The sequence below is a fragment of the Kitasatospora sp. NPDC048194 genome, assembly GCF_043202455.1.
Taxonomy (GTDB): domain Bacteria; phylum Actinomycetota; class Actinomycetes; order Streptomycetales; family Streptomycetaceae; genus Kitasatospora.
In genome coordinates, this window is sequence record NZ_JBIDAK010000036.1 from 1 (window position 1) to 23789 (window position 23789).

Below are 23789 nucleotides of genomic sequence, written 5' to 3' on the forward strand. Positions count from 1 at the left end.
AGAACGACACCGTCCTCCACACCGAACTCGTCCCCGAGATCGCCGACGAGCCGAACTACGAAGCCGCCCTCACCGCCCTCAAGTAACCCCCGACGGCCCCGGTAACCTCCGGCAGCCCTGGCACCGGCGTTCCTTGCGGCGACTCGGCCTCCGGGCGACCGAAACCGGGGCGGCGGAGTTCTTGCGGACGTGTTCGGCCTGCGAAGCCGCTGCTGCCGGCCCGGCAGCAGCGGCTTCCGCCGTCCCGGGCGGCCTTCGGCCCCGCCCTGGGCAGTGCGCGCGAACGGCGTGTGTCCGCTTCAGCCGACCGAGCTGGGCGACGGCACGCCCCACGCCCCCGCGCGTCAGATGACCACGACTCGCCGTCCGCGGGTGTGACCGGCACGGCTGTCGATGTGCGCGGCCGCCGCTTCGGCGAGGGGGTACGACTTCTCGACCGGGATGTGGAGCCTGCCCCGCGAGATGAGGTCGACGGTCTGCGCGAGGGCCTCCGCCATGCTCCCGGCGACGCCGGAGAAGCGGACGCCGAAGTCCGGCGCGCCGAGGTCGGCGATGGAGACCACCTTCTGCGGGTCCCCGGTCAGCTCGACGAGTTCCCGGATCACACCGGACCCGGCCAGGTCGAGAGCCGCGTCGACAGGACCGAGCTGCCGCACCCGGGCGGCCCAACCCTCGCCGTACGCGGTGGCCAGGGCGCCGAGGCTCCGGAGGTAGTCCTGGTTCGCGGGGCCGGCGGTGCCGATCACCGCGATGCCGCGGTCGCGGGCGACCTGCAGCACCGCCGACCCCACTCCCCCGGACGCGCCGCTCACCAGCAGGGTCTGCCCGGGTTCCACACCCACCTGCCGGATGATGCGCAGCGCGGTCTCCATGACGGACGGGTATCCGGCCGCCTCCTCGAACGTCAGGCCCGGGGGCATGCGCGCCCACGCCGACAGGACGGCGAACTCGGCGTAGGTGGCCGAGCCTTCGCCGAACACGTGGTCACCGATCTCGATCCCGTGCACCCCTTCACCGACCTCGTCGACCACGCCGGCGGCGTCCTGTCCGACGCCTGCGGGCAGCGCGATCGGATGGGTCCCGCTGAACTGGCCTTCGCGGATCCTCCAGTCGACGGGGTTCACGCCTGCCGCCCGCACGGCGATGCGTATGCGGCCGGGGCCCGCGTGGGGCTCCTCGACATCGGCGAGGTGCAGGACATCGGGACCGCCGTACTCGGCGAAGCTCATCCTCTTCATGGCCTGACCGTAACACTAACCGTTAGTGATTTGAAACGGTTATGAATTCGCATCTGATAGTGTCTTCGCCATGACCACGCCGCCCGGACGCCGCGAACGCAAGAAGGCCGCGACCCGCCAGAAGATCGCCGACACCGCGTTGCGGCTCTTCCTCGAGCGCGGGTACGACGCGGTGGGCATCCGGGAGGTGGCCGCGGAGGCCGACGTCGCCGTCACCACGCTCTTCTCCCACTTCCCCTCCAAAGAGGCCCTGGTGTTCGAGCGGGACGAGAACTTCGAGCAGCGCCTCACGGAGGCGGTCACCGGCCGGGCACCGCGTGATCCGCTCGTTCCCGCGCTGCGCCGCGAGATCCTGGCGCTGGTGCGGCACTGCACGGCGGAGAGCGCCGCACCGGTCTGGCGCATGATCGACGGATCGCCCGCCCTGCGGGAGTACGAGGAGTCGATGAGGCTGCGCCACGCGGAGTCGCTGGCGGCGGCGATCGCCGCCGACCCCGGGCTACCGCTCACCCCGACGGCCGGGCGGGCGATCGCGAGGTTCGTGATCGACGCCTACTCGCTGGCCCGTGAGGCGCCGGAGCCAGAGGCCGCGGTGGACGAGATCTTCCGGATGATCGAGGCGGCCTGGCGGGTCGCCACCTCCTGACGCATCGGGCGTGACCACCCGTCACGCCAAGGCCCCCCCTCGCCTGGGTAATTCCTCCCGCGCTCCGGGTTTTCCTGGCATGATCCGGCTTGCGCCCCGCCCGTAGCCGGTGCGGAACCGGGCGCGAACGGGGAAGTCCTGGAGAGTCAGCGGGGGATGGCGATGGACGCGCGCACGGTACGGACGCCGGACGGTGACGGTGCCTGAGGATTCCGTTCCCGTCCAGGACGCGCCACCCCCGGAGCCGGGCCCCGAGCAGCGGCCCGCGGCGCCGCGGCGCCGGCTCCGCCTGGGCGACGCCCTGTGGGCGGCCGCCCCCTTCGCCGTCGGCTTCGTCGGCCTCGCCCTCACGGTCCTCGGCTTCGTGCGGTTCACCGACACCTTCGAGGAGATACGCGCGTACCGGGCCACCCCGGCCTGCACCGCGGCGGCCGCACCGGGCGACGACTGCGCGACGTCGGAGAGCGGCCGGGTGACGGAGAAGTCGGAGGAATCGGACTCCGACTCGACCAGTTACGTGCTGACCGTGGCCCGCGAGAAGGCGCCCAGCGCCCGCTACTCCGTCGGCGAGGCGTTCTACGACGACGTCGCGCCCGGCACCATCGTGGAGCTGAAGATCCTCCGGGGCAGGGTGTTCGAACTGAGCTACCACGGGCATCGCTCCCAGCCCCCGAACACGCCGTACCTGGAGATCATCGAGTTCAGCGCGCTGATCGGCGTCGGGCTGGTCATGGTGGTCGCCAGCCTGTTCGGGGATTTCGAGTTCACGGTGGCGCTGAGCCTGATGTACTCCGTCGGGGTCTGGATCGCCACGGCCGTCGGCTCCGTCTTCCTGATCACCGTCCAGTGGCCGCTGATCGTCACCCTGGCCGTCGGCGTCGCGTGCTGGCTGTTCGCGGCCTACCTCACGTACATGACGTACGAGATGTTCTGACCACGCACGAGGCGTCCTGACCACCGCCCCCGCCGGGGGCGCAGCGGGCGCGGTGCACTCAGCACTCCTGCCGGCCCGCGGTCGGAGGCGGGGACGGGGGCCTGGACCGTCCATCGGGGCGGTTGTCAGGTCTAGAACAAGGGAAGGACCTCCCCCGACACGACCACCACCGGGAGGGCACCCGTGCACCTGAGGACCAAGGCCACCACCAGGACGGCAGCCGTCCTGCTCACCACCACCCTCGCCGCAGCTCTTCTCGGCGCCGCCCCCGCCTGGAGCTCGCCCGGCGCGGCCCAGCCCCGGGCGCAGGTGGAGGTCTTCGCCGAGGACGGCGGCATCTCCCGCACCACCGCGCCCACCGTCTCCCCCTACCTCGCCGCCCCCGGACTGACCGCGCCGGGCGGCGACGGTGACGTCACCCCACTGGTCCGCAACGGCGACACCGCCTCCAAGCTGGACGTGGTGGTGATCGGTGACGGGTACGCGGCCCAGGAGCAGGAGAAGTTCCGCTCCGACGCCGCCGAGAAGTGGCGCGAGATCACCGCCGTCGAGCCGTACGCGACCTACCGAGGCCTGTTCAACGTGTGGGCCGTGTCCGCCGTTTCGCCCGAGTCCGGCGTCTCCGGCGACCCGGACCAAGCGACCGTCCGGCACACCGCGCTAGGGTCGTACTTCTGGTGCGACGGCGTGGAGCGGCTGCTCTGCGTGGACGAGAAGGCGGTCGAGCGCTACGCCGCGAAGGCCCCGCAGGCGGACCTGGTGATCGTGGTGGCCAACAGCACCAAGTACGGCGGCGCCGGCTACAACGACGTCAAGTCCGCACTGGGCTACGAGGGGATCGCCACCGTGGCCGGCGGCAACGCCAGGTCCGGGCAGATCGCGGTGCACGAGACCGGGCACTCGCTGGGCAAGCTGGCCGACGAGTACGCCTACGACGGCCAGGGGGCGTACCAGGGCGAGGAACCGGCCGAGGCCAACATCAGCACGCTGACCGCCGACCGGATGCGCGACCAGGGTGTCAAGTGGTCCCGCTGGCTCGGGAAGGCCTCACCGGACGGCGGGACGGTCGGGACCTACGAGGGCGGCGGCTACTACCCGACCGGGCTCTACCGGCCGACCGAGAACTCGATCATGCGCTCGCTCGGGCGCGAGTTCAACCTGCCGGGGCGGGAGGCGATGATCGCCGGCTTCTACCGCCACGCCACCCCGCTGACCAGTCCGACCCCCGCCGGCACCTGGCTCACCCCCGCCGACCGCCTCACCGTCGACCTGCCCGTGCCCGGCACGCTGCTGCACTGGTACCTGGACGGGCGCGAGCAGCCGCAGCTGCGCGGCCGTACGGCGCTCGACCTCGGCGCCCTGCACCTGACCGGCCCGAGGTCCCGGCCCCACCTGGTCAGCGCCGTCGCCACCGACCCCACCCCGGCGGTGGCGGACCCCGCGCTGCGACCGGAGCTGACCGGCAGTCTGTCCTGGCTCCTCACCCGGTAGTCCCGCGGCGCGACGCGCCCCGGAGCCCGACACGGCGTCGGCGCCCGGCAGCGTGCGGCCCGGCAGCGGTGCGGCCCGGCAGCGGTGCGGCCCGGCAGCGGTGCGGCCCGGCAGCGGTGCGCCGCTGCCGGGCCCACCGGGGCTACGCAACAGGACCTCGCCGGTCCGGCCCCTCCGGCGGCCGGCGGCGCAGTGGCTCGAGCTCGCGCTCGAGCGTCCGGACGTCCCGCGCTATGCGCGCGGCGACCTCCCGCGCTTCGCTCTCGCCAGGCAGCCGGCGCGACCAGGACCGGGCCTTGGCCGGGCCGTCCTGGACCATGTGGAAGTCGAGCCGCACCACCCCGGCGAGGTCGGACAGCGCGACCATGATCCGGGTGTCGCCGAGGTCGATGGTGACCTCGTTCCCGATGCACGAGCAGGCCACCAGGCCCTCGATCTCCTCCTCCGCCAGATACCTGGCCAGCGGGACCGCCCTGCCCCGGATGAGAAACGGACGTGCCACCGAACCCACCGGACCGCCTCCTCTCGCCGCACGCGTGCGGCCCCGGCCGCAGCGCAAGCGCACTGCGACAGACCGGGCCCGCCCATGCTCCACCACACCGCGCGCGACCGCCAAGTCCGTATCACACCAAGTGACTTGAGCGAATGCACCCACCCGGCGCACCGGCGCACACCCGGGCGCACCGGGCGGCGCGGGGCGGGTCGCGGTCGGGGATCGACGCCGCGGTCAGCGGTGGGCGACGATGACGGAGATGCCCCAGCCGATCGCGGCGAGGACCACCGCGAAGCACACCGCGGCGACGACCCGGCCGAGCGCACCGGCGGTGGCCCGCGGGGTGCCCGCTCCGTCCGTCCGGACCGGCGGGTTGAGGGCGCGGACGCCGACGGCGAACAGCGCGGGCAGGCCGGCGCCGGCGAGCAGGCCGACCACGACGATCTTCCACAGCGCGCTCAGGTTGATCCAGGAGTTCACGGGGCCGCCTCGTCGATGGAGGGCGTGGGAACGACCGAGCCGGTCCACGCCGCGTTGACGTTCTCCGGGGTGACGGCCGGGTGGCGGGACGCGATGAAGAAGACGACCGAGGCCAGCACCAGCACCACGAAGACGACCACGACGCCCGTCGTGCCACCGATGCCGTCGGCGACCCAGTAGGCCAGCGCGCCGGCCAGTGCCGCAGCCGGCAGGGTGAGCAGCCAGGCCGCCACCATGCGGTTGGCGATGTTCCACCGGACGACCGCGCCCCGCTTGCCGACCCCCGATCCGAGGATCGAGCCGGTGGCGACGTGGGTGGTGGAGAGCGAGTAGCCGAAGTCGGTGGAGGTGAGGATGACCGCGGCCGAGGCCGATTCGGCGGCCATCCCCTGCGGCGCCTCGATCTCCACCAGGCCCTTGCCGAGCGCCCGGATCACCCGCCACCCACCGATGTAGGTGCCGAGGGCGATGGCCACGGCGCAGGCGGTGATCACCCAGGTCGGAGCCTTCGCTCCCGAGCTCAGCGTTCCGTTGGCGATCAGGGCCAGGGTGATGACGCCCATGGTCTTCTGCGCGTCGTTGGTGCCGTGGGCGAGCGAGACCATGCAGGCCGAGCCGATCTGGCCGGTCTTGAAGCCGCGGGTGCGCGGGCTGTCGGCGACGCCGCGGGTGAGGCGGTAGACGAGGTAGGTGCCGAGCCCGGCGACCCCGCCGGCGATGACCGGTGACAGGGCGGCCGGCACGATCACCTTGGCGACCAGCGCCTGCCACTTCACGGCGGAGGAGCCGGCCGCCGCCATGGTGGCCCCGACCACGCCGCCGATCAGCGCGTGGGAGGAACTCGACGGGATGCCGACGTACCAGGTCGTCAGGTTCCAGAGGATGCTGCCCGTCAGGCCTGCCATGACGACCGTCAGCGTGACATCGTGACTGTTCACCAGCCCGCTGGCGATGGTCGCGGCGACCGCTGTCGACAGGAACGCGCCCACCAGGTTCAGCACCGCCGAGACGGCGACCGCGATGCGCGGCGGCAGGGCGCCGGTGACGATGGAGGTGGCCATGGCGTTGCCGGTGTCGTGGAACCCGTTGGTGAAATCGAAGCCCAGCGCAGTGGCGACCACCAGCGCCAGGACCACGTCATTGCCCATCACGGGGACGAACCTATGCGCACCGGCCGTCCGCTCGGCTCCCCCGCCACCCGTGCGGCCGGAGAGTCGCCGACCATCACCCGGTCGGGGCAAGGAATCGAGGTGCCGAGGGGGCGCGGCCCCGGTCGGGGCGCCTCGCCGACGGGGCGCCTCGCCGACGGCGGGCGCCACCGCCAACGCCACGCGGCGGTGGCTGTGACGGGTGGCGCGGCCACGGGCGTCCGACGCGGTCCTACGCCCCCGCTAGGCCTGCGGCATCACGCTCGGCGAAGACCTCCCGGGCGGCCGTGATCCCGTTGAGCGCGGCCGGGAAGCCGGCGTAGACCGCCATCTGGATGATCGCCTCGACCGCCTCGTCCCGGGTGCCGCCGACGTTGAGCAGTCCGTGCAGGTGGACGCGGAGCTGCGGGCCCGCGGTGCCGAGCGCGGTGCAGGCGGCCACCGTGGCCAGCTCGCGGGTCCGCAGGCCGAGGGCGGGCCGTGAGTAGACGTCGGCGAAGGCGAAGTCGACGACGTAGTCGGCCAGGACCGGGGCGATGTCCGCCAGCGAGGCGACGACGCGCTCTCCGGCCTCGCCGTCGATCCGGTCGAGCGCGGCGAGCCCGCGCTCGTGGCGCTCGCGGAGCGTCTCGGCGCCGTCCGTTCCGCTGCGCGCGGGGCTGAAGTCGAGGTCCGGCCGGGCCGCGAAGGCGGCCTTGACCACGGCCATGCCGTTGAGCGCCGCCGGGATTCCGGCGTAGACGGCCACGTGGAGGACCGTCTCGACGATCCCGGCCGGCGCCACGCCGACGTTGAGGGCACCGTCGACGTGGAAGCGCAGCTGCGGGGCGGCAGTGCCCAGCGCGGTCAGGGCGGCGACGTTGATCAGCTGCCGCTGGGTGAGGGAGAGGCCGGGCCGGCCGTAGACGTCGCCGTAGCCGAACTCGACGGTCAGCCGGGCGAGGTCCGGGGCGATGCCGTCGAGGCCGTCCAGGAGGGCGGGGCCCTCGGGGCCGGCGACCTCCCGCAGGAGCGCCTGCCCTCGTGCGAAGCGCTCGGAGGCGGGCGACGAGGCGAGCGACGACATGCGCGGAGAGACGTGCGAGCAAGCGGACGAGCGGTCGGCGACGGCGGCGGCGGTGGGAGCGGTGACAACGGTCATGGCGGTCTTCCTGACGGCGGAGAGCGGGAACAAGCAGTCGAGTGACGGAACGTTTCGTAACGCTTAGGAGGCTAGACCGGCCCCGCAGGCCTGTCAAAACGAAACGTAACGTCACGTCGAGGGGCTAGACTCTCCGCATGACCCCCCAACCGAACCCGGAACGCCGGAGCGAACGGGCCCGCCGCGCCATCCTGGACGCCGTCTTCGAGGTGTCCGGAGCCAAGGGGTACGGCAGGACCACCATCGAGGCCATCGCCGCGACCGCCGGCGTCGGCAAACCGACCATCTACCGCTGGTGGCCGTCCAAGGGCGCGATCGCCCTCGACGCCGTCAACGACCGGATCGGCGACTCCATGGACTTCCCCGACACCGGGGACATCGCCGCCGACCTCACCGCTCAGCTCACCAGCGTGGCCGCCATGCTCACCGGCGACACCGGAACGCTCTACCGCGGCATCATCGCCGAGTCCCAGAGCGACCCGGAGCTCGCCGCCGCCCTGCGCGCCACCTTCCTCGAGCCTCGGATCCAGCGGTGCATCCGGCGCCTCGATGCCGCCGTGGCCGCCGGGCAGCTCCGAGCCGACCTGCCCACCCGCACGATGGTCGACCTCCTCTACGCCCCGGTCTACTACCGCGTCCTGCTCGGCGCCGGACCGGAGGAGACGCTGCGCAGTCCCCTGCTGGTCGAGGCCGTCCTGGACGGGCTGCGGCCCACCTGAGCGTGCCGCCGACCGCCGCACGGGGGGCGCAGCGGCAGGTGGATTCGCCAGGTCGGGCAGATGAGGCGGGCCGTGGAACCCGTGTCCTGGCCGGACGGCCGGGGCCGGATCCGGTTTCCGAACCCGGCCCCGGCCCCGCTCATCCGGTGGCGGCCACCCTCCCGCCCGCGATCAGCCCGACCGGGCAACCCGGCCGTCACGGACGGAGGGATTGCCGTCCTAGCGCAGCACGCCGCGCAGGGCCTCCGGGTCGGTGGGCGGGAGCGGGGCGGCCGGCGCGGCCGTCAGTGCCTTGGCGTTCGCCGGCGGCGGGGTGACGTACACCGGCGTCGGGTCGTCCTCGGGCGCGCAGGTCTTGGCGATCCGCCCCTTGCCCTGGGGCAGGCTGCCGTCGCGCAGGTACGCGGTGAAGGTGTCGTCCAGGCAGGCGTTGCCGTGGAAGAGGATCTCGTGGAAGCTGCCGCCGTCCTGGACGACCAGCTTGGAGCCCGGCAGCGCGTCGTGCATGGCGAGGCCGCCCTCGTACGGCGTGGCGGCGTCCTCGGTGGCCTGGAAGAGCAGGACCGGGGGCAGGCCCTTCCCGGTGATCTTCAGTCGGCCGGCCTGGTTGCCCTGGTAGGGCCAGAACATGCAGGCTGCGTTGTACCACATGTTGTTGTACGTGTAGAAGGGCGCGGCGGCATTGACCTTGGCCTGGTCCTTCTTCCAGACCTCCCAGTCGCGCGGCCAGGCGTTCTCGGTGCACTGGGCCGCGTTGTAGGCGGGGAAGGTGCCGTCGTCGGTTCCGGGGGCCGCGTACTTGTTGTAGGCGATGTTCAGCGGCTGGGTGTCGTGCCGGGTGACGTAGGCGGAGAGCACGGTGGCCATCCGGGGCCAGCGCAGGAAGTTGTAGCCGCCGCCGTAGAAGGTGTCCTCGAACTCGGCGGGGCCGATCTTCCCCGGCGCGGGGGCGGCGTCGACCGGGTCCTTGCGCAGCGCGTCCTCGACCTGGTCGTAGGCCTTCTTGACGGCGGCGGCGTCGGTGCCCAGGTGGTAGACCGAGTCGGCCTTGGCGGTCCAGGCCGCGAAGGCGTCGAAGCGGCGCTGGTGCTCCTTGTCCTGCAGGATGTTGTGGTCGTACCAGCTGATCGTCGGGCCGACGATGCTGTCCAGCACCATGCGCCGCACGTGCGAGGGGAAGAGCTGGCCGTAGGTGGAGCCCAGCGAGGTGCCCCAGGATCCGCCGTAGAAGTTGATCTTCGACACGCCGAGCGCCCGGCGGATGCTGTCCATGTCGCGGGCGCTGTCGACGGTGGTCATGTGCGGCAGCAGCCAGGACCAGTCGGCCGCGCAGTCGGCGGCGTAGCCGGCCGCCTTCTTCAGCCAGTCCTTCGAAGTGCCTTGGCTCAGCTGGTAGTCGGGGCGCTCGCCGTCGAAGTAGTGGGCGTCGCACACGACGTGGGGGTCGCTGCCGTTGGTGCCGCGCGGGTCGAATCCGATCCAGTCGTAGGTCGAGGCGACGTCAGCGGGGATCTGGCCGGAGATGTAGGCGGGCATCCAGAGCCCGGAGTCGCCGGGGCCGCCGGGGTTGAGCAGGATCGGGCCCTGCTGCTTGTCCTTGGGCGCGGTGGCGGGGAGCCGGTTCAGCTTGATCCTGATCTTGCGCCCGCGCGGGTCGGCGTAGTCCACCGGCACGTCCAGCATGGCGCACTGCAGGGCGGGCGTGGCCGGGTCGTTGCAGGAACTCCAGGCGAGGGCCCCCTGTCCGGTGTCGACGAGGTCGGCGGCGTCGGGCCCGGCTGCCGAAGCGGCGGTGCCGCCGAGGGTTGCGACGGCCGCGGCGGCCGCGAGGAGGGCGATGGCTTTTCTCATGGGGAGCATGATGTGACATGTGCAATGGCACATCTAGGGGGCGGGCCGGACTTTGCCAAGCTGTGACCCGCACCCCATGGTCCTGACTGATCATCAGACCTATAACTCTCCCGGGAGGTTGGCCGCGCGGAGGACCGCATTCCATGACTAGCATCTGAACTCCCATCGGTTCGGACGCCAAGCGCCTGGGAGGGGCGGCGCCGGACAGACCGACAGGAGGGCCCAACCGCGTGTCCCACCAGCACGTCCACCCCGTCAGCTCCCGCCCGACCCCGGCCGACGTCGCACTGCCACCCGCCCTGCCCTACCCCGACGGCTGGGCCGCGCTCGCGTTCTCGGCCGAGCTCCGCCCCGGCACCGTGATCACCCGGCAGCTGGCCGGTGAGGACGTCGTGCTCTACCGCCTGCGGGACGGTCGGCTGCGCGCCGTCCGGCCGCACTGCCCCCACCTGGGCGCCCACCTCGGGCTCGCCGAGGTCGAGGGCGGCGATCTGGTCTGCCCCTTCCACCGGTTCGCCTTCGACGCCGACGGCCGGTGCGTCCGGACCGGGTACGGCACGCCACCGCCCAAGGCCGGCCTCGCCCGGCTGCCCGTGTGCGAGGTGAACGACGCGGTCTTCGTCTGGCGCCACCACGACGGCCGCGAACCGGACTGGGAGATCCCCGCCTGGCACGTACTCGACGACCAGCCGCTGCGCCACGCCTCCTTCGAGATGCCCGGCTACGCCCAGGACGTCATGGAGAACTCCTTCGACCTCGGCCACTTCCTCACCCTGCACGGCTGGCCGCACGGAGAGCTGGCGGCCCCGGTGGATTTCGACGGGCACCGCTTCCACATCTCCATGCGCGTGCGGGAGCGGTTTCCGCTGGTCGGGATGCGGGAGGTGCGGGTGGAGGTCGACGGCTACGGGCTCGCCGCCCTGCACACGGACGTCCACACCCCGTCGCTCGGCCTGCGGATCTGCTCCCTGGTGATGGCCACCCAGGTCGCCCCTGCCCGGATGCAGCTGCGCCAGGCGAGCCGCTTCGCCCTGGACGAGCCGGCCTCGCTCCCGCCGGCGCTCGCGCGGGCGGTCAGCCGGACGGCGACCAGGCTGCTGGCCGGTCCGATGTTCAAACACACCCTCGCCTTCACCGCCGACGACTTCCCGATCTGGTCCACGAAGAGGTACGTCTCCCCGCCGCGCCTGGCCGCCGGCGACGGGCCGATCGGCGCGATGCGGCACTGGGCCCGGCAGTTCTACCCGCCGGACGACCGGGAGCACATCCCGGCGCCCGCCGCCCTCACGGCCCGCCCCGACCGCGAGACCCCGGACGGCACGCCCCTGCACCGCTAGACCGCCCTGCCCGCCGGCCCGGATAGGCTGCCGCGCATGGCCCGTTTCACCCTGACCCGTCGCTGCTCGCTCCCGCCGTCCGACGCCTGGACGCGGCTCACGGCATGGCCCCGGCACGGCGACCGGGTGCCCTTCACCCGCGTGGGTGTGGCACGCGGCACCGGCCGGGCGGAGGGGGACGTGGTGCTGGCGCGGACGGGGGTCGGACCGGTGCGGTTCGACGACCCGATGGAGATCGTCGCCCTGGTCGAACCGGAACTGTGCCGGCTCGCGAAACGGGGCCGGGTCGTCCGGGGCGGCGCCGAACTCCGGGTCCGCCCGGTGGGCGGCGGCAGCGCGGTGGTCTGGACCGAGGAACTGCGGATCACCGGTCTGCCGGGGCTGTTCGACCCGGTGGTGGCATCGGCCGCGCGCCTCGTGTTCGGGCGGGTCCTGGACCACCTGCTGGCTGCTCCGCCGCCCGCGGTCTGACGCCCCGCCGGTCACCGGCCGGCCGCCTGCCGGCCCAGGCCCTGCTGGTGGACGTGGCGGGGCCCGTCGCCCCCGACCGTGATCGGCGCGGGCCGGGGCGGGCCGGTTCCACGGACGCCCCGGCACGGTGGCGAGGGCCAGGGCGACCCCGGCACGGTGGCGAGGGCCAGGGCGGCCCCGCCCCCCACAGGAACGCCCGGTCGGCCGGTGCGGCCCGGCGCAGCAGGTGAGCACCGGGCCGGTCCGCCGGAGCAGGGGCGTCGCCGGGGGCGCCCCGCGGGCCTGGGACCATGGGCGGTCGGTACGTCGAGCAGGGGGACCACATGGAGCTACGGCAGCTGCGCTGCTTCGTCGCCGTCGCCGAGGAACTGCACTTCGGCCGGGCCGCCGAGAAGCTGCTGCTCGGCCAGCCCGCGGTGAGTCAGCAGGTCCGCCGCCTGGAGCGGGAGTTGAGGGTCGAGCTGTTCGACCGCTCCCCCCGCCACGTCCGGCTGACTCCGGCCGGAGAGCGCTTCCTGCCCGCCGCGAGGGACGTGCTGTCCGCCGAGGACGCAGCCCGCACCCTCGCCGCCGACCTCGCCGCCGAGCTGGCCGCACCCGCCGTGCTCCGGCTCGGCACCATCACCGGGCTCGGCGAACGGCTCGACCTGATCCTCGACACCTACCGGCGACAGGCCCCCGACGTGCGCGTCGAACTCCACGCCGCCCCGGTGCGGGAGCGGCTCGCCCGGCTGGCCGACGGCCGCCTCGACGCCGGGTTCGTCCGCGGTGCCGTCGCGGAGGACGACCCGGGCCTCCGGTTCATTCCCGTCTGGCAGGACGAGTTGGTGATCGCCCTGCCCGCCCGGCACCCCCTCGCCGCCCAGCCCGACCTCGACCTGGGTGAACTCGCTGAACTCCCCCTGCAGTTGACCGAACGCCGCAACCATCCGGCGCTGGTGGACCTGGTCATGGACGCCTGCGCGCAGGCCGGCTTCCGACCGCTCCCCGGTCCGCCCCACAGCACCCTCCAGGACACCCTGGCCTCGATCGGCAGCGGCACTCCGATGTGGACGGTGGTCTACGCCGCCAACGCCCGGATGACCAACGCCCACCGGATCGCCTTCCGCCCCTGCCGGACCCCGTTGGCCCTGCCGACCTCGATCGCCGTACGACGCTCCGCACCGCTCCCCCGGCTGCTCCTGGAAGCCTGTACCGGGGGTCGACGGAGCCGCCGTTGACGCCGGGGACGGCGATCCTGCCGCTCACGGCGGCGACCGCCTGCGGCTGGGCCTCTCCGGAAACTTCTTGGAGGGCTTCTTGGAGGGCGTCTTCCAGGTGCCGCCCCACCGCCGGCCGAAGCCTGACGCGGAAGGGGGAAGCGACGCCGAGGGCTGACGGCCGGTCGGCACTCCCCCCGCTCTCGCCGCCGCGCACGCCCGACTCACGGCCGTCCGGTGCGTCGGGCCCAGCGTCAGCTGCCGCACGCGCAGACGGCGGCCTTCGCCCCGGTCGGGCTGGGGGGCTGGCTCCGGGCCGGGGCGAGGGCCTGCTGGTCCGGCGTGCGGCAGGCGGTGGTGCCGCAGCAGGCCTGCGGCGCGCTGTCGGCGCTCTTGCCCAGGGTGTCGGCGTCGGCCTTCACGACGTAGACCTCCCAGGGTTCCTTGCCGGGGCCGTGCACCCAGACCTTGTCCTGCAGCGCGTAGCAGCAGGAGGTGTCGCCCCCAGCCTTCGGCCGGGAGGTACCCCCGTCCTCGAAGGTGGCCAGGCCCGCTTCCTTGAGGCGGGTGGTCGCCGCGGCGACCTGCTCGGTGGTGGTGACCTCGACGCCGAGGTGGTCCAGGCGGGTGTCCTCGCCGGCGTCGCCCTCGATGAGGACGAGCTTGAGCGGCGGCTCGGCGATGGCGAAGTTCGCGTAGCCGGGGCGTCGCTTGGTCGGCTCGGTGCCGAAGAGCCGGGAGTAGAAGGCGATGGAGCCTTCGAGGTCGGCGACGCGCAGGGCGAGCTGAACACGGGACATGGCGGGCTCTCCGATCCGAGGGCTTGTTTCGATATCGGTCTATGCAGCGAGCTTGCCTCTCCGAATAGATGACTGTCAACATAGACGTATGTCGAATCTGGAACTGCCGGTGATCGGTCAGGACGACCCGGCGGCCTGCTGCTCGCCGATGGTCCGCGAGCCCCTGGGCGAGGAGGCCGCGGTCGACCTCGCGAAGATGTTCAAGGCCCTGGCGGATCCCGTGCGGCTGCGACTGCTGTCCCTGATCGCCTCGCACGAGGGTGGCGAGGCCTGTGTCTGCGACCTGACCGGCCCCTTCGACGTCTCCCAGCCGACCATCTCCCACCACTTGAAGGTGCTGCGCGAGGCCGGCCTGGTCGGTTCCGAGCGGCGCGGCACCTGGGTCTACTACTGGGTGCTTCCCGCCGCGCTGGCCAGGCTGTCGGCCCTGCTCCAGACCCCGGACACCACCGCCACCGTTCCGTCCGGGGGCGCGAGATGACTGCGGTGGCGCCGCTCGGGCGTCGGGCCGCGGTCGAGTTCGTCGGCACCGGCGCGCTGGTCGCGGTCGTGGTCGGCTCGGGCATCCAGGCCACCGGGCTGTCCCGGGACGTGGGCGTGCAGTTGCTCGCCGACTCGCTGGCCACCGTCTTCGGCCTCGGCGTGCTGATCGTCCTGCTCGGTCCCGTCTCCGGGGCGCACTTCAACCCCGCCGTCACCCTGGCCGCCTGGTGGTCCGGCCGCCGCGGCGGTGGGGGCCCGACCCTGCGCGAGGTCGCCGCCTACCTGCCCGCCCAGATCGCCGGGGCGATCGGCGGATCGGTGCTGGCGGACGCGGTGTTCGCCGAGCCGCTGGTGCGCTGGTCCACCCACGACCGCTGGGCCCCGCACCTCTGGCTGGGCGAGGTCGTGGCGACCGCCGGGCTCATCCTGCTGATCTGCGGTCTGGCCCGCACCGGCCGTGCGCACGTCGCCCCCGTGGCGGTCGCCTCCTACATCGGCGCCGCGTACTGGTTCACCTCCAGCACGTCGTTCGCCAATCCGGCCGTCACCGTGGGCCGGGCGTTCACCGACACCTTCGCCGGGATCGCCCCGGCCTCGGTGCTGCCGTTCGTCGCCGCCCAACTCGTCGGCCTGGTGGCCGGAGTCGCGCTGGCCGCCGTGCTGTTCGGCCGCCCCGCCGCGGCGGCCGCCGAGGACGTCGTGGTCCCGCGCGGCGGGCGCGACGCGGCCGCGGTCGGCCGCTGAGCCCGTTCCGCCGAACGCGTTCCGCTGTTCCCGTTTCGCTGTTCCCCCCGAAGGATGAACCCGTGAGCTCCCCCGCCGTCCCGTCCGTGCTGTTCGTCTGCGTCCACAACGCCGGCCGCTCCCAGATGGCCGCCGCCTTCCTCACCCGCCTCGGCGGCGGGCGGGTCGAGGTCCGCTCCGCCGGCTCCGCCCCGGCCGACACCGTGAACCCGGCCGTGGTCGAGGCGCTCGCGGAGGTCGGCATCGACGTCTCCGCCGAGGTGCCGAAGGTGCTGACCGTGAAGGCGGTGCAGGCCTCCGACGTGGTGATCACCATGGGCTGCGGCGACGCCTGCCCCTACTTCCCCGGCAAGCGCTACCTGGACTGGAAGCTGGAGGACCCGGCCGGCCAGGGCGTCGAGGCCGTGCGCCCGATCCGCGACCGGATCGAGCAGCGCGTCCGCGGCCTGCTCGCCGAACTCGGCATCGAGGCCGCCGCGTGAAGGCCACCGGGGTCACCGTCACCGGGATGCGGCCCGAACACGCCGACCAGGTCCTGGCGATCTACCAGGCCGGCATCGACGGCGGCGATGCCACCTTCGAGCAGGCCGCACCGGCCTGGGAGGCGTTCGACACCTCGCGTCTCGCCGCGCACCGCCTGGTCGCGCTCGACGGCGACCGGGTGCTGGGCTGGGCCGCCGTGACGCCGGTCTCGGATCGGTGCGCGTACGCCGGCGTGGTCGAGCACTCCGTCTACGTCCACCCCGGCGCCCGGGGCCGGGGAGTGGGTCTGGCACTGCTGGAGGCACTGCTGGCCTCCACCGACGCCGCCGGGATCTGGACCGTGCAGTCCGGCATCTTCCCGGAGAACACCGCCAGCCTCGCGCTCCACGCCAAGGCGGGCTTCCGCGTGGTCGGTATCCGCGAGCGCCTCGGCCAGCACGGCGGGCGCTGGCGCGACGTGGTCCTCGTGGAGCGCCGCAGCCCCGTCGTCTCCTGACCCGCGCGGCCTGCTGCCGCGTGCCGCATCCGGGCCCCGGCGGATCAGCACGACGGCCCGGCCCCCTCGCCCGAGGCGGGTCCGGGCTCTGCGCGTCGAAGCGCCTACTGCAACGCGCCGTGCTCGGGGACGTCCGGAAGCCCGAGGCAGTCGGCCAGGCAGTCCGTGCTACTGATTCCGCATTTCCGCGCACCTGCGTCGATCGCTGCCATGGGGCTTCCTCGACGTCGGGGATCGGGGGCGGGGCCCGGGGGGATGGTCTCTCCTGGTTGAACGAACCCGGGCCGCGTCGGACACCCCAGGCACCGGGAACCTGCCGCCGGACACCCGTGACGTGCAGCGATCACGATTCATGATCGCTGCCAGAGCGAATCAGGTCTGGGTCCGGACGGCCCGATCGGGTGGACTGTTCCCAGCCGGAGAACCCGGCATTGAGAGTCCAGCAGACACCCGGTCAGGAGCCGAAGATGCCGATCGTCACCATCCAGCAGGGCCCGCGCAGCGTGGAGCAGAAGCGCGAGCTGGTCAAGAAGGTCACCGAGGCCTTCGTGGAGACCCTGGAGGTCCCCGCCGAGAGCGTGTACGTGTGGATCCAGGAGTACCCGGCGGACAGCTGGGGCGCGGCCGGCCGGCTCACCGCGGACCGGTAGTCCGAAGTCGGCACCCTCGCCGCCCACCCCGCACTCACGGAGCCGCCACGGGCCCGGGCCTGCCCCACCGGCACGCCCGGGCCCGTCGGCCCTTTCGGCCCTTCGGTCCTATCGGTCCCCGCCACTCGCCGGGCGACCGCCGTGGCCCGCCGCACCCGCCCGCTTAGCGACCGCGCAGCCGCCGCACCAGGTCACGGGCGGCCTGCGGCCAGTGGGGATGCTCGAAGGTGAAACCCGCGTCGAGCAGTCTGAACGGTACGACGCGGCGGCTCTTCAGCAGCAGTTCGCTCTCCGAGCGGAGCGCGAAGGCGCCGATCTCGGCCATCCAGCGCGCGGCGGGCAGCGCCAGCGGCATGCCCCAGGCCGCCCGCAGGTGGCGCATGAATTCGCGTTGGGGCAGCGGGTCCGGTGCGGCGAGGTTGACCGCGCCGGCGAGCTCGTCCCGCCCGATGAGGAACTCGACGGCGCGGACGAAGTCCCGCTCGTGGATCCAGGAGACGTACTGCGCGCCGCCCGCGATCGAGCCGCCGACGCCCAGCCGGGCCAGCCAGGAGAGGGCGTCGAGGACGCCGCCGCGCTCGGGGCCGAGGACGACGGCGGTGCGCAACGCGAGCCGGCGGGTGTGCGGGGTGTCCGCCTGCGCCTGCGCGTCCTCCCACGCCTGGGCGATGTCGACGCTGTACCGCCAGGATGCCGGGGCATCGGGCTCCTCGGCGCCGATCGCGCCGGTCTGCTCGTCGTTGGGGGCGTCGTGCCGGTGGGCGTAGACGGTGGCGGTGCTCATCTGCAACCAGACGCCCGGCGGGCGGCGCGCGGCGGCGATCGCCTGGCCGACGGCCCGGGTGGACTGCACCCGGGAATCCATCATGGCCCGCCGGTTCTCTTCGGTGTAGCGGCAGTTGACGCTCCGCCCGGCCAGGTTGACGACCACGTCACTGCCGTCGACCTCCGCTGCCCAGGGCCCGAGGTTCCGCCCGTCCCACCCGATCTGCCGGGGCCCGTCGGGCCTGCGACTGAGGACGACCACCCGGTGCCCGGCCGCCGTCAGCGCACGGTCGAGCAGCGTCCCCAGCGCACCGGACCCGCCGGGAATGACGATCTTCATGGTTCCCCTCCCTCTCGAACATCGAGCCTAGCGACATAACTGAACGCGTTCAATTTCTCATGGCGCGAGGCCGGGCGGCCCGGCGAGGCCGAGAGGCGAAGCCGGCCCACACACCGCTGCGCGGGAAGTCGACCTGGTCGACTTCACGCGCAGCGGTGTGAAGGAGCGGGCGGTCACCCCGGTCTGCGGGCTAACCCTTCGACGGGGCGGGGACGGCGCTGAGCGGTGTGGCCAGGGACTCCAGGCTGCGGCGCTCGGCCTTGACGCCGATCGCCGCCTCGACGAGCCCGGCCAGCGTCATCAGGGCGGCCCCGATGCAGAAGGCCAGGGTGGTGTCGGAGACCTTGCCGCTGCTGACCAGGCCGTTGAAGAGCAGCGGCCCGCTGATGCCGCCGACCGCCGTGCCCACCGCGTAGAAGAAGGCGATCGACAGGGCCCTGGTCTCCAGCGGGAAGATCTCGCTGACCGTCAGGTAGGCGGCGCTGGCCCCGGCCGAGGCGAGGAACAGCACGACCGTCCAGCAGGCCGTCATGGTGGCGGCCGAGAGCGAACCGTGCTGGAACAGCGCGGCGGTGGCGAACAGCAGCAGGCCGGAGCCGATGTAGCTGCCGGCGATCATCGGCTTGCGGCCGACGGTGTCGAAGAGGTGCCCGAGCAGCAGCGGGCCGAGGAAGTTGCCGACCGCGATGACCACGAAGTAGTAGCCGGTGTCCCCCTCCGCCACGCCGAAGTAGGTCGTCAGGATGACGGCGTAGCCGAAGGTGACGGAGTTGTAGAGGAAGGCCTGGCCGATGAAGAGGGCGAGGCCGAGCGAGGTGCGGCGGGGGTAGCGGGCGACGACGGTCCGGACGATCGTGCCGAAGCCGAGTGCTTGGCGTTCGCGGATGCGGATCGGCTCGCCGGTGACGGGGGGCAGCGGTTGTCCGCTCTCGCGTTCCACCGCCTGCTCGGCTTCGACGACGACCTGTTCGGCTTCCGGCGCGCGTCCGTGGGTGTACAGCCAGCGGGGGCTCTCCGGGACGTGCCGGCGCACCAGGAGGATCACCAGGCCCAGCGCCACGCCGATGCCGAAGGCCAGCCGCCAGCCGATGTCGGTGGCGAAGAGCGCGGTGTTGAGCAGCGCGATGGAGGCGAAGGCACCGAGGGCGGCGCCGATCCAGAAGCTGCCGTTGATGATCAGGTCGACCCTGCCGCGCACCCGGGCGGGGATCAGCTCGTCGATCGCGGAGTTGATCGCCGCGTACTCCCCGCCGATGCCGAAACCGGTGAAGAAGCGGCACAGGAAGAAGAACCACGCCGTCCACGACACCGCCGTCACCGCCGTGGCGGCCAGGTAGACGGCGAGCGTGACCATGAACAGTTTCTTGCGGCCCAGCCGGTCGGTCAGCCAGCCGAAGAACAACGCTCCGCTGCACGCCCCCGCGACGTACACGGCCGCGGCCACCGTCGTCACCTGGCTGGTGGAGATGGCGATCCCACTGCCGTTCTGGGCGAGTCGGCCGGCCATGTTGCCGACGATCGTGACCTCCAGACCGTCCAGGATCCACACCGTGCCCAGGCCGATCACGATCCGCCAGTGCCACGCCGACCAGGGCAGCCGGTCCAGCCTCGCCGGCAGACAGCTCTCGACCACCCCCGGCTCCGACCGTTGTCGGCGTGCGGATGCCTTCTCCGAATCGGCCATGGCGGGCTCTCCTTCCACTCGTCCTGTTCCACTCGCCCGGTCGGCCCGCTGTGCGGGTCCGCCTTTCGATCCGCCGTCCGACCGGTGGGCGGTCACCACTGCCGTGCCGTCGCCGACGCTCGTCCTGTCCTGCTCGAAGGGACTTCCGAGGCCGCGCGCCGGCTTTCCGCGATCACGTCTGCCCGGAACCGCTGTTCACATGCCCCGCGAGATCGGCCGACGGGTCTGCGGTCGTCGGGCCGTTCCGGCCGGGTCCACGGACCGTTTTCGGACAGGTGTGGCAACCATTCGATCTGACCTATCGAAGAGCCGATCACCGTCGATAGGGTGCGGCGCGTCCCGCTTTTCCGCCTTCCCGTGCCGCTCCGGCGGCACGGAGACGACCGATCGGACCGGTGTCGCCGTGACCAGGATCATCCGCCAGCTCATGACCCGCGCCGGAAGGGCCGCTGCGACGGTCGCCGTGCTCGCGGCCGCCCTCACCGGCACGACGGCCGGAACGGCCTCGGCCACCGGCGGCTGGACCTGTTCCGGGGCACCCGTCCCGAGCGGCTACGTCATCACCATGTACAACGCCAGCGGCTGCAACAACCACGGCTCGTGGTACCAGCAGCCCGCGCAGAACCGCCTGTGGACCTGCTCCGGCTCGCCCATCGTCTCCGGCTACGTGCTGACGAACTACGACTCGCGCGGCTGCAGCGGCGTCGGCGCCTGGTTCCACGAACTCGTCCGCAACGGCATCTGGACCTGCCCGTACTCGCCGATCCCGGCTGGCTACCGGAGCACCACCTACGACGCCCGCGGCTGCAGCGGCCTCGGCGCCTGGCTCACCATCAAGGCCTGACCCGCGGTCACCCGCGCCGGGTTCAGGACGGGCGCCACCTGCGCGAGCCGGTGCCGACGGTCGTTCGGGCGGTTCGGATCCCCCTTCCGACGTGACGGTCGGGCAGGGGGATCGCCGTCGCCGGAAGGCGGCGGCCGGTCGGCGGTGCCCCCAAGCAGTGCTCCCGGCGGTGCTCCCGGCTGTGTTCCCAGCGGTCAGGCGGCCACCGGGCGCCGGGAATGCCGGCCGGCGATCAGGGCGCGGCGCTCGTCCTCGGTCAGCCCGCCCCACACGCCGTAGGGCTCGCGGACCTCGAGCGCGTACTCCCGGCACTCCGCAAGCACCGGGCAGCGGGCGCACACCGACTTCGCCACCTGCTCGCGCTGCTTCGCGGCGGCCCCGCGTTCATTGGTCGGGTGGAAGAAGAGGTTGGTGTCGACGGTGCGGCAGGCGCCCCGTATCTGCCAGGACCAGTGGTGCTCGAGCGCTCCGGGGAGGCGGGCGGTGTCGGTCACGGGGGACTCCTTCCGAGCGAGCGGTGGTTTCCGCCCGCTCGTCTATCCCGATTCGCGAGGCACATGCGCCGCGAGGCCGCTCGTCCTCCGGACTTCCTCAACGACGTGACGGGAGACGGCGGTTGACACGGAAGTGACGTCCCGTCGACAGACGGCGGGCAGCACAGCCCTCCCCCGGTGTCGGGGGGTCACCGGCCTGCGGGGAGAATCCTGGGAATGATCTCCCCGCTCCGTGTCCGCCGCGTCCTCGGTGACCGCCCGTTCGCCGAGGTCGGCCGCCCCGTCCTCGCCGTCCCCGACGAGAAGCGGGGCCTCACCGCCGTCGCGGGCGAGTGCGCGTTCGCCGGGAGGGCGACGGTGGGGGTGTACGGCACGGAGGACCTCCGCTGCCGGGCGGTGCTCCGCTCGCCCTTCCCGGTGCAAGCGCTGGCCTTCCACCCGACGGCACCGCTGCTCGCCGTGGGCACCGGCCAGTACGACGGCGGCTACTTCTTCGAGGGTGAACTCCTCCTGCTGGACTGGGAGACGGGCGTTGCCGGCTCCCTTGTCGAGCACGACTTCGGCCGCCAAGTCCTCGGACTGGCCTGGCTCGACGAGCAGACCCTCCAGGTGCTCATGGCACCGCCCGACGACGGTGAGGACGACCTGGCGGCGCAGGCCGAGGGCCACATCGCCGTCGTACGGCGGCCGGACTGGCGCGCCGTCGCACCCCGCTCGCTGACCGGCGCCGACCTGGCCGGCCCCCGGGTGCCGGCTCCGCGCCCGGACGGACGGGTCGACGCGGAGCGGGCACTGTCCGCGCTCAGCCCGAACTGGGAGGCCCGGGGCCACGTCCTCTCCGTCGAAGAGCGGCCCGACGGCGCGGTGTTGGCCACCATCGCCCGGGCGGAGGACGACCCGGAGCCACCCGTACCCACCGGCCTCACCGACGGCCTGCTGATCCGTCACCGGACCACGCCGTACCGCGACCGGCACGATCGCCTGCGGATCCGGCACGGCAGCCGGAACTACGCCAACGTGACCGGGCGGAGTCGCCGGGAGCGGAAGCAGCACTGGCTCGCGGTGCGCTCCGCCGTGGGCGCGGGGGTCCGGCACCTGTTCCCGTTCTCCTGGGAGCCCGGGGAGGTTCACTATCCCGGCCCGGGCGTGGAGACGGCCGACGGCGACCTCGTGCACGCCGGTACCGTCCACCACGGCCACGGGCTGCAGCCCGGCGGCTCCTTCGTGGTCCGCCGCGCGGCCGCCGACGGCGCGCCGCGCTGGGTGTTCCGGACCGACCACGTCGCCACCGACCTCGACATGGCGGCGGACACCGTCTACGTGGCCTATCGCGACGGTGAACTGCTGGCCCTCGACCTGCACAGCGGCGCCGTCCGCCGGCGCGACCGGCCGGCCGTCGCGGGCGTGCCCGTCGTCCCGACGGCGCTCACCGCCACCGCGGACGGCCGACTGTTGGTCGGCACGGCGGACGGCCGGGTCCTGGACTGCGCGACCACCTGATCCGGCCGCCTCCCGCCGCGCCCGGTCAGGGGCCGCCCCCGGCGGACGCCGCCTCGCCCTCGGGCGCGGCGGGCTCCGGCTCCTCCACGGGCGCGGCGGGTTCCGGCTCGTCCTCGGGCGCGGCGGGTTCCGGCTCGTCCTCGGGCGCGGCGGGCTCCGGCAGGGCGCGGAACAGCGCCCAGCTGAGCAGCGGCATCGCCACCAGCGGCAGCAGCGCCGTGCGCAGCGAGGTCGCGTCCGCGAGAACGCCGATCAGCGGACCGGCCAGGCCACCGATGCTGACCGTCAACCCCAGGGTGATCCCGCTCGCGGTGCCGATCCGGGTGGGCAGGTAGTCCTGTCCGAGCGTCACCTGGAGCGAGAACGGCACGTACAGGCCGGCCGAGGTGAGTGCGACGAACAGGTACAGCGCGGGGCCAGGTACCAGCAGCACCCCGGCCAGCGCCACCGCCGCGACCAGGTACGACCAGCGGGCCACCGCGACCCGGCCCCACCGGTCCGCCAGCGCGCCGCCCAGCACCGAGCCGACCGCACCGCCCGCGTAGAGCACCACCAGCGCCGCCGTGCCGGGCGCCGTGCCGCCGCCGAGCCGCTGGGTGGCGAACAACGACAGGAAGGTGCTCAGGCCCACGAAGGCGATCGAGCGGCACACCACCGCCAGCGACAGTCTCACGAAGGAGGCCCGGTCGTCCCGTCCTCGCTTCGCCGCCGCGTCCGCCGCGGAGGCGCGGCGGCGGGCCAGGTCGCGCAGCACCGGGATGCAGAGCGCGGCGCCCGCGAGGGCCGGCAGTGCCAGCAGCGGGGTGAGGCGCAGCCCGCCCGTCCCGACCACGGCGGCGACCAGCAACGGCGCGGCCGCGAAGCCCAGGTTGCCGCCCAGCGAGAACCAGGCCATCCCCCGGTGGCCGGCGCCGGTGCCTCGCGTGACCGACCTGGCCACCCGCGCCGACTCCGGGTGGTAGGCGGCGACCCCGACGCCCGACAGCGCCACGCAGGCGAGCGTCAGCCCGTACGAGCCGCCCACACCGCTGAGCGCGATGCCCGCGCCGCCCAGCAGCGTGCTGACCGGCAGCAGCCAGGGCAGCGGCCGGCGGTCGGTGAGCGCCCCGAACAGCGGCTGCGCCACCGAGGACAGCAGCGAGGCGGCCAGCACCACACCCGACACGGCGGCATAGCCGTAGCCGCGCTCGGCCACGAGGAAGGGCACCAGCGCCGCCACCGCACCCTGGTAGACGTCCACGCAGGAGTGTCCGACGGACAGCAGTGCGATCGACCTGAGGCACGGTCGCGAGCGCGAGGTCGGCCCCGGTGAAGGTCTTCCCGATGGGTTTCCCGGCTGGTTCCTCGAGTGGTTCGCC

Annotated in this window: 25 protein-coding genes; 14 read left to right on the forward strand and 11 right to left on the reverse strand. The window is 73.2% G+C overall.

What is annotated here, in order from left to right:
• Positions 1-344 precede the first annotated feature (344 nt).
• Entirely contained in the window at positions 345-1238 is an 894-nt protein-coding gene (locus tag ACGF07_RS30245; protein WP_392903856.1) for an NADP-dependent oxidoreductase, read from the reverse strand.
• Between the two features lie 70 nt (positions 1239-1308).
• Here ACGF07_RS30245 and ACGF07_RS30250 point away from each other — a divergent pair, with 70 nt between their 5' ends.
• The 3 genes from ACGF07_RS30250 to ACGF07_RS30260 all read left to right on the forward strand — a co-directional run bounded on the left by ACGF07_RS30250 (position 1309) and on the right by ACGF07_RS30260 (position 4309).
• The gene (locus ACGF07_RS30250) at positions 1309-1884 is read left to right on the forward strand and encodes a helix-turn-helix domain-containing protein (protein ID WP_350741774.1); all 576 of its coding nucleotides are present in this window, start codon (positions 1309-1311) and stop codon (positions 1882-1884) included.
• A 199-nt stretch (positions 1885-2083) separates the two neighbouring features.
• A complete protein-coding gene (locus tag ACGF07_RS30255; RefSeq protein ID WP_392903858.1) occupies positions 2084-2818 on the forward strand; it encodes a hypothetical protein in 735 nt (244 codons plus the stop codon).
• Positions 2819-3001: 183 nt separating this feature from the next.
• Entirely contained in the window at positions 3002-4309 is a 1308-nt protein-coding gene (locus ACGF07_RS30260) for a M64 family metallopeptidase (protein WP_392903861.1), read from the forward strand.
• Positions 4310-4451: 142 nt separating this feature from the next.
• Here the strand turns inward: ACGF07_RS30260 and ACGF07_RS30265 are convergent, their stop codons facing one another.
• From ACGF07_RS30265 to ACGF07_RS30280, 4 genes are all read right to left on the reverse strand, one after another.
• Complete coding sequence (locus ACGF07_RS30265) at positions 4452-4811, reverse strand: hypothetical protein (RefSeq protein WP_392903864.1); 360 nt, start codon at positions 4809-4811, stop codon at positions 4452-4454.
• A 225-nt stretch (positions 4812-5036) separates the two neighbouring features.
• Positions 5037-5282, reverse strand: coding sequence for a hypothetical protein (locus tag ACGF07_RS30270; RefSeq protein WP_392903867.1), 246 nt, complete (start codon positions 5280-5282; stop codon positions 5037-5039).
• Positions 5279-6430 carry an anion permease gene (locus tag ACGF07_RS30275; protein WP_392904003.1) on the reverse strand — a complete coding sequence of 384 codons (1152 nt, stop codon included), beginning with the start codon at positions 6428-6430 and terminating at the stop codon, positions 5279-5281. Before ACGF07_RS30275 ends, ACGF07_RS30270 begins: the two co-directional genes overlap by 4 nt.
• Before the next feature lie 232 nt (positions 6431-6662).
• Positions 6663-7571, reverse strand: coding sequence for a carboxymuconolactone decarboxylase family protein (locus ACGF07_RS30280; protein ID WP_392903869.1), 909 nt, complete (start codon positions 7569-7571; stop codon positions 6663-6665).
• A gap of 137 nt (positions 7572-7708) precedes the next feature.
• Here ACGF07_RS30280 and ACGF07_RS30285 point away from each other — a divergent pair, with 137 nt between their 5' ends.
• Positions 7709-8290, forward strand: a complete 582-nt coding sequence (locus ACGF07_RS30285) for a TetR/AcrR family transcriptional regulator (RefSeq protein WP_392903871.1) — start codon at positions 7709-7711, stop codon at positions 8288-8290.
• 219 nt (positions 8291-8509) lie between these two features.
• On the opposite strand, the gene ACGF07_RS30290 is transcribed toward ACGF07_RS30285, so the two are convergent.
• Positions 8510-10141 carry an alpha/beta hydrolase gene (locus ACGF07_RS30290; protein WP_392903873.1) on the reverse strand — a complete coding sequence of 544 codons (1632 nt, stop codon included), beginning with the start codon at positions 10139-10141 and terminating at the stop codon, positions 8510-8512.
• 230 nt (positions 10142-10371) lie between these two features.
• Between ACGF07_RS30290 and ACGF07_RS30295 the strand changes: the two genes are divergently transcribed.
• The 3 genes from ACGF07_RS30295 (at position 10372) to ACGF07_RS30305 (ending at position 13169) form a co-directional block, all read left to right on the forward strand.
• Positions 10372-11478 carry a Rieske 2Fe-2S domain-containing protein gene (locus ACGF07_RS30295; RefSeq protein ID WP_392903875.1) on the forward strand — a complete coding sequence of 369 codons (1107 nt, stop codon included), beginning with the start codon at positions 10372-10374 and terminating at the stop codon, positions 11476-11478.
• Between the two features lie 36 nt (positions 11479-11514).
• Complete coding sequence (locus ACGF07_RS30300) at positions 11515-11949, forward strand: SRPBCC family protein (RefSeq protein ID WP_392903878.1); 435 nt, start codon at positions 11515-11517, stop codon at positions 11947-11949.
• 323 nt (positions 11950-12272) lie between these two features.
• Positions 12273-13169 (forward strand): LysR substrate-binding domain-containing protein, encoded by an 897-nt coding sequence (locus ACGF07_RS30305; RefSeq protein WP_392903880.1) that lies wholly within the window; start codon positions 12273-12275, stop codon positions 13167-13169.
• 233 nt (positions 13170-13402) lie between these two features.
• Here ACGF07_RS30305 and ACGF07_RS30310 read toward each other — a convergent pair whose 3' ends face one another.
• On the reverse strand, positions 13403-13948 hold the full coding sequence (locus ACGF07_RS30310; RefSeq protein WP_392903882.1) for an ArsI/CadI family heavy metal resistance metalloenzyme: 546 nt from the start codon (positions 13946-13948) through the stop codon (positions 13403-13405).
• 148 nt (positions 13949-14096) lie between these two features.
• Here ACGF07_RS30310 and ACGF07_RS30315 point away from each other — a divergent pair, with 148 nt between their 5' ends.
• The 5 genes from ACGF07_RS30315 to dmpI all read left to right on the forward strand — a co-directional run bounded on the left by ACGF07_RS30315 (position 14097) and on the right by dmpI (position 16804).
• Positions 14097-14429 (forward strand): ArsR/SmtB family transcription factor, encoded by a 333-nt coding sequence (locus ACGF07_RS30315; RefSeq protein ID WP_392904005.1) that lies wholly within the window; start codon positions 14097-14099, stop codon positions 14427-14429.
• A complete protein-coding gene (locus ACGF07_RS30320) occupies positions 14426-15175 on the forward strand; it encodes an aquaporin (protein WP_392903884.1) in 750 nt (249 codons plus the stop codon). Before ACGF07_RS30315 ends, ACGF07_RS30320 begins: the two co-directional genes overlap by 4 nt.
• Before the next feature lie 62 nt (positions 15176-15237).
• Entirely contained in the window at positions 15238-15657 is a 420-nt protein-coding gene (locus tag ACGF07_RS30325; protein ID WP_392903887.1) for an arsenate reductase ArsC, read from the forward strand.
• Between the two features lie 26 nt (positions 15658-15683).
• Positions 15684-16154, forward strand: coding sequence for a GNAT family N-acetyltransferase (locus ACGF07_RS30330; RefSeq protein ID WP_392904008.1), 471 nt, complete (start codon positions 15684-15686; stop codon positions 16152-16154).
• Positions 16155-16621: 467 nt separating this feature from the next.
• On the forward strand, positions 16622-16804 hold the full coding sequence (dmpI, locus tag ACGF07_RS30335) for a 4-oxalocrotonate tautomerase DmpI (RefSeq protein WP_350745138.1): 183 nt from the start codon (positions 16622-16624) through the stop codon (positions 16802-16804).
• A gap of 163 nt (positions 16805-16967) precedes the next feature.
• On the opposite strand, the gene ACGF07_RS30340 is transcribed toward dmpI, so the two are convergent.
• Positions 16968-17909: a TIGR01777 family oxidoreductase gene (locus ACGF07_RS30340; protein WP_392903890.1), complete on the reverse strand. Its 942-nt coding sequence runs from the start codon at positions 17907-17909 to the stop codon at positions 16968-16970.
• A 190-nt stretch (positions 17910-18099) separates the two neighbouring features.
• Entirely contained in the window at positions 18100-19593 is a 1494-nt protein-coding gene (locus ACGF07_RS30345; protein WP_392903892.1) for an MFS transporter, read from the reverse strand.
• Between the two features lie 403 nt (positions 19594-19996).
• On the opposite strand from ACGF07_RS30345, the gene ACGF07_RS30350 reads away from it, so the two are divergent.
• On the forward strand, positions 19997-20437 hold the full coding sequence (locus ACGF07_RS30350; protein WP_350745129.1) for a hypothetical protein: 441 nt from the start codon (positions 19997-19999) through the stop codon (positions 20435-20437).
• 194 nt (positions 20438-20631) lie between these two features.
• Here the strand turns inward: ACGF07_RS30350 and ACGF07_RS30355 are convergent, their stop codons facing one another.
• Complete coding sequence (locus ACGF07_RS30355; protein ID WP_392903894.1) at positions 20632-20931, reverse strand: WhiB family transcriptional regulator; 300 nt, start codon at positions 20929-20931, stop codon at positions 20632-20634.
• Positions 20932-21147: 216 nt separating this feature from the next.
• Between ACGF07_RS30355 and ACGF07_RS30360 the strand changes: the two genes are divergently transcribed.
• Positions 21148-22431: a hypothetical protein gene (locus tag ACGF07_RS30360; RefSeq protein WP_392903896.1), complete on the forward strand. Its 1284-nt coding sequence runs from the start codon at positions 21148-21150 to the stop codon at positions 22429-22431.
• 25 nt (positions 22432-22456) lie between these two features.
• On the opposite strand, the gene ACGF07_RS30365 is transcribed toward ACGF07_RS30360, so the two are convergent.
• On the reverse strand, positions 22457-23671 hold the full coding sequence (locus tag ACGF07_RS30365; protein ID WP_392903899.1) for an MFS transporter: 1215 nt from the start codon (positions 23669-23671) through the stop codon (positions 22457-22459).
• Positions 23672-23789: the final 118 nt, after the last annotated feature.

Bases quoted from the DNA above. Each gene is read 5' to 3' on its own strand.
- ACGF07_RS30245 (WP_392903856.1), bottom strand. From the start codon at position 1,238: ATGAAGAGGATGAGCTTCGCCGAGTACGGCGGTCCCGATGTCCTGCAC.
- ACGF07_RS30250 (WP_350741774.1), top strand. From the start codon at position 1,309: ATGACCACGCCGCCCGGACGCCGCGAACGCAAGAAGGCCGCGACCCGC.
- ACGF07_RS30275 (WP_392904003.1), bottom strand. From the start codon at position 6,430: ATGGGCAATGACGTGGTCCTGGCGCTGGTGGTCGCCACTGCGCTGGGC.
- ACGF07_RS30280 (WP_392903869.1), bottom strand. From the start codon at position 7,571: ATGACCGTTGTCACCGCTCCCACCGCCGCCGCCGTCGCCGACCGCTCG.
- ACGF07_RS30285 (WP_392903871.1), top strand. From the start codon at position 7,709: ATGACCCCCCAACCGAACCCGGAACGCCGGAGCGAACGGGCCCGCCGC.
- ACGF07_RS30290 (WP_392903873.1), bottom strand. From the start codon at position 10,141: ATGAGAAAAGCCATCGCCCTCCTCGCGGCCGCCGCGGCCGTCGCAACC.
- ACGF07_RS30300 (WP_392903878.1), top strand. From the start codon at position 11,515: ATGGCCCGTTTCACCCTGACCCGTCGCTGCTCGCTCCCGCCGTCCGAC.
- ACGF07_RS30305 (WP_392903880.1), top strand. From the start codon at position 12,273: ATGGAGCTACGGCAGCTGCGCTGCTTCGTCGCCGTCGCCGAGGAACTG.
- ACGF07_RS30310 (WP_392903882.1), bottom strand. From the start codon at position 13,948: ATGTCCCGTGTTCAGCTCGCCCTGCGCGTCGCCGACCTCGAAGGCTCC.
- ACGF07_RS30315 (WP_392904005.1), top strand. From the start codon at position 14,097: ATGGTCCGCGAGCCCCTGGGCGAGGAGGCCGCGGTCGACCTCGCGAAG.
- ACGF07_RS30320 (WP_392903884.1), top strand. From the start codon at position 14,426: ATGACTGCGGTGGCGCCGCTCGGGCGTCGGGCCGCGGTCGAGTTCGTC.
- ACGF07_RS30330 (WP_392904008.1), top strand. From the start codon at position 15,684: ATGCGGCCCGAACACGCCGACCAGGTCCTGGCGATCTACCAGGCCGGC.
- dmpI (WP_350745138.1), top strand. From the start codon at position 16,622: ATGCCGATCGTCACCATCCAGCAGGGCCCGCGCAGCGTGGAGCAGAAG.
- ACGF07_RS30340 (WP_392903890.1), bottom strand. From the start codon at position 17,909: ATGAAGATCGTCATTCCCGGCGGGTCCGGTGCGCTGGGGACGCTGCTC.
- ACGF07_RS30345 (WP_392903892.1), bottom strand. From the start codon at position 19,593: ATGGCCGATTCGGAGAAGGCATCCGCACGCCGACAACGGTCGGAGCCG.
- ACGF07_RS30360 (WP_392903896.1), top strand. From the start codon at position 21,148: ATGATCTCCCCGCTCCGTGTCCGCCGCGTCCTCGGTGACCGCCCGTTC.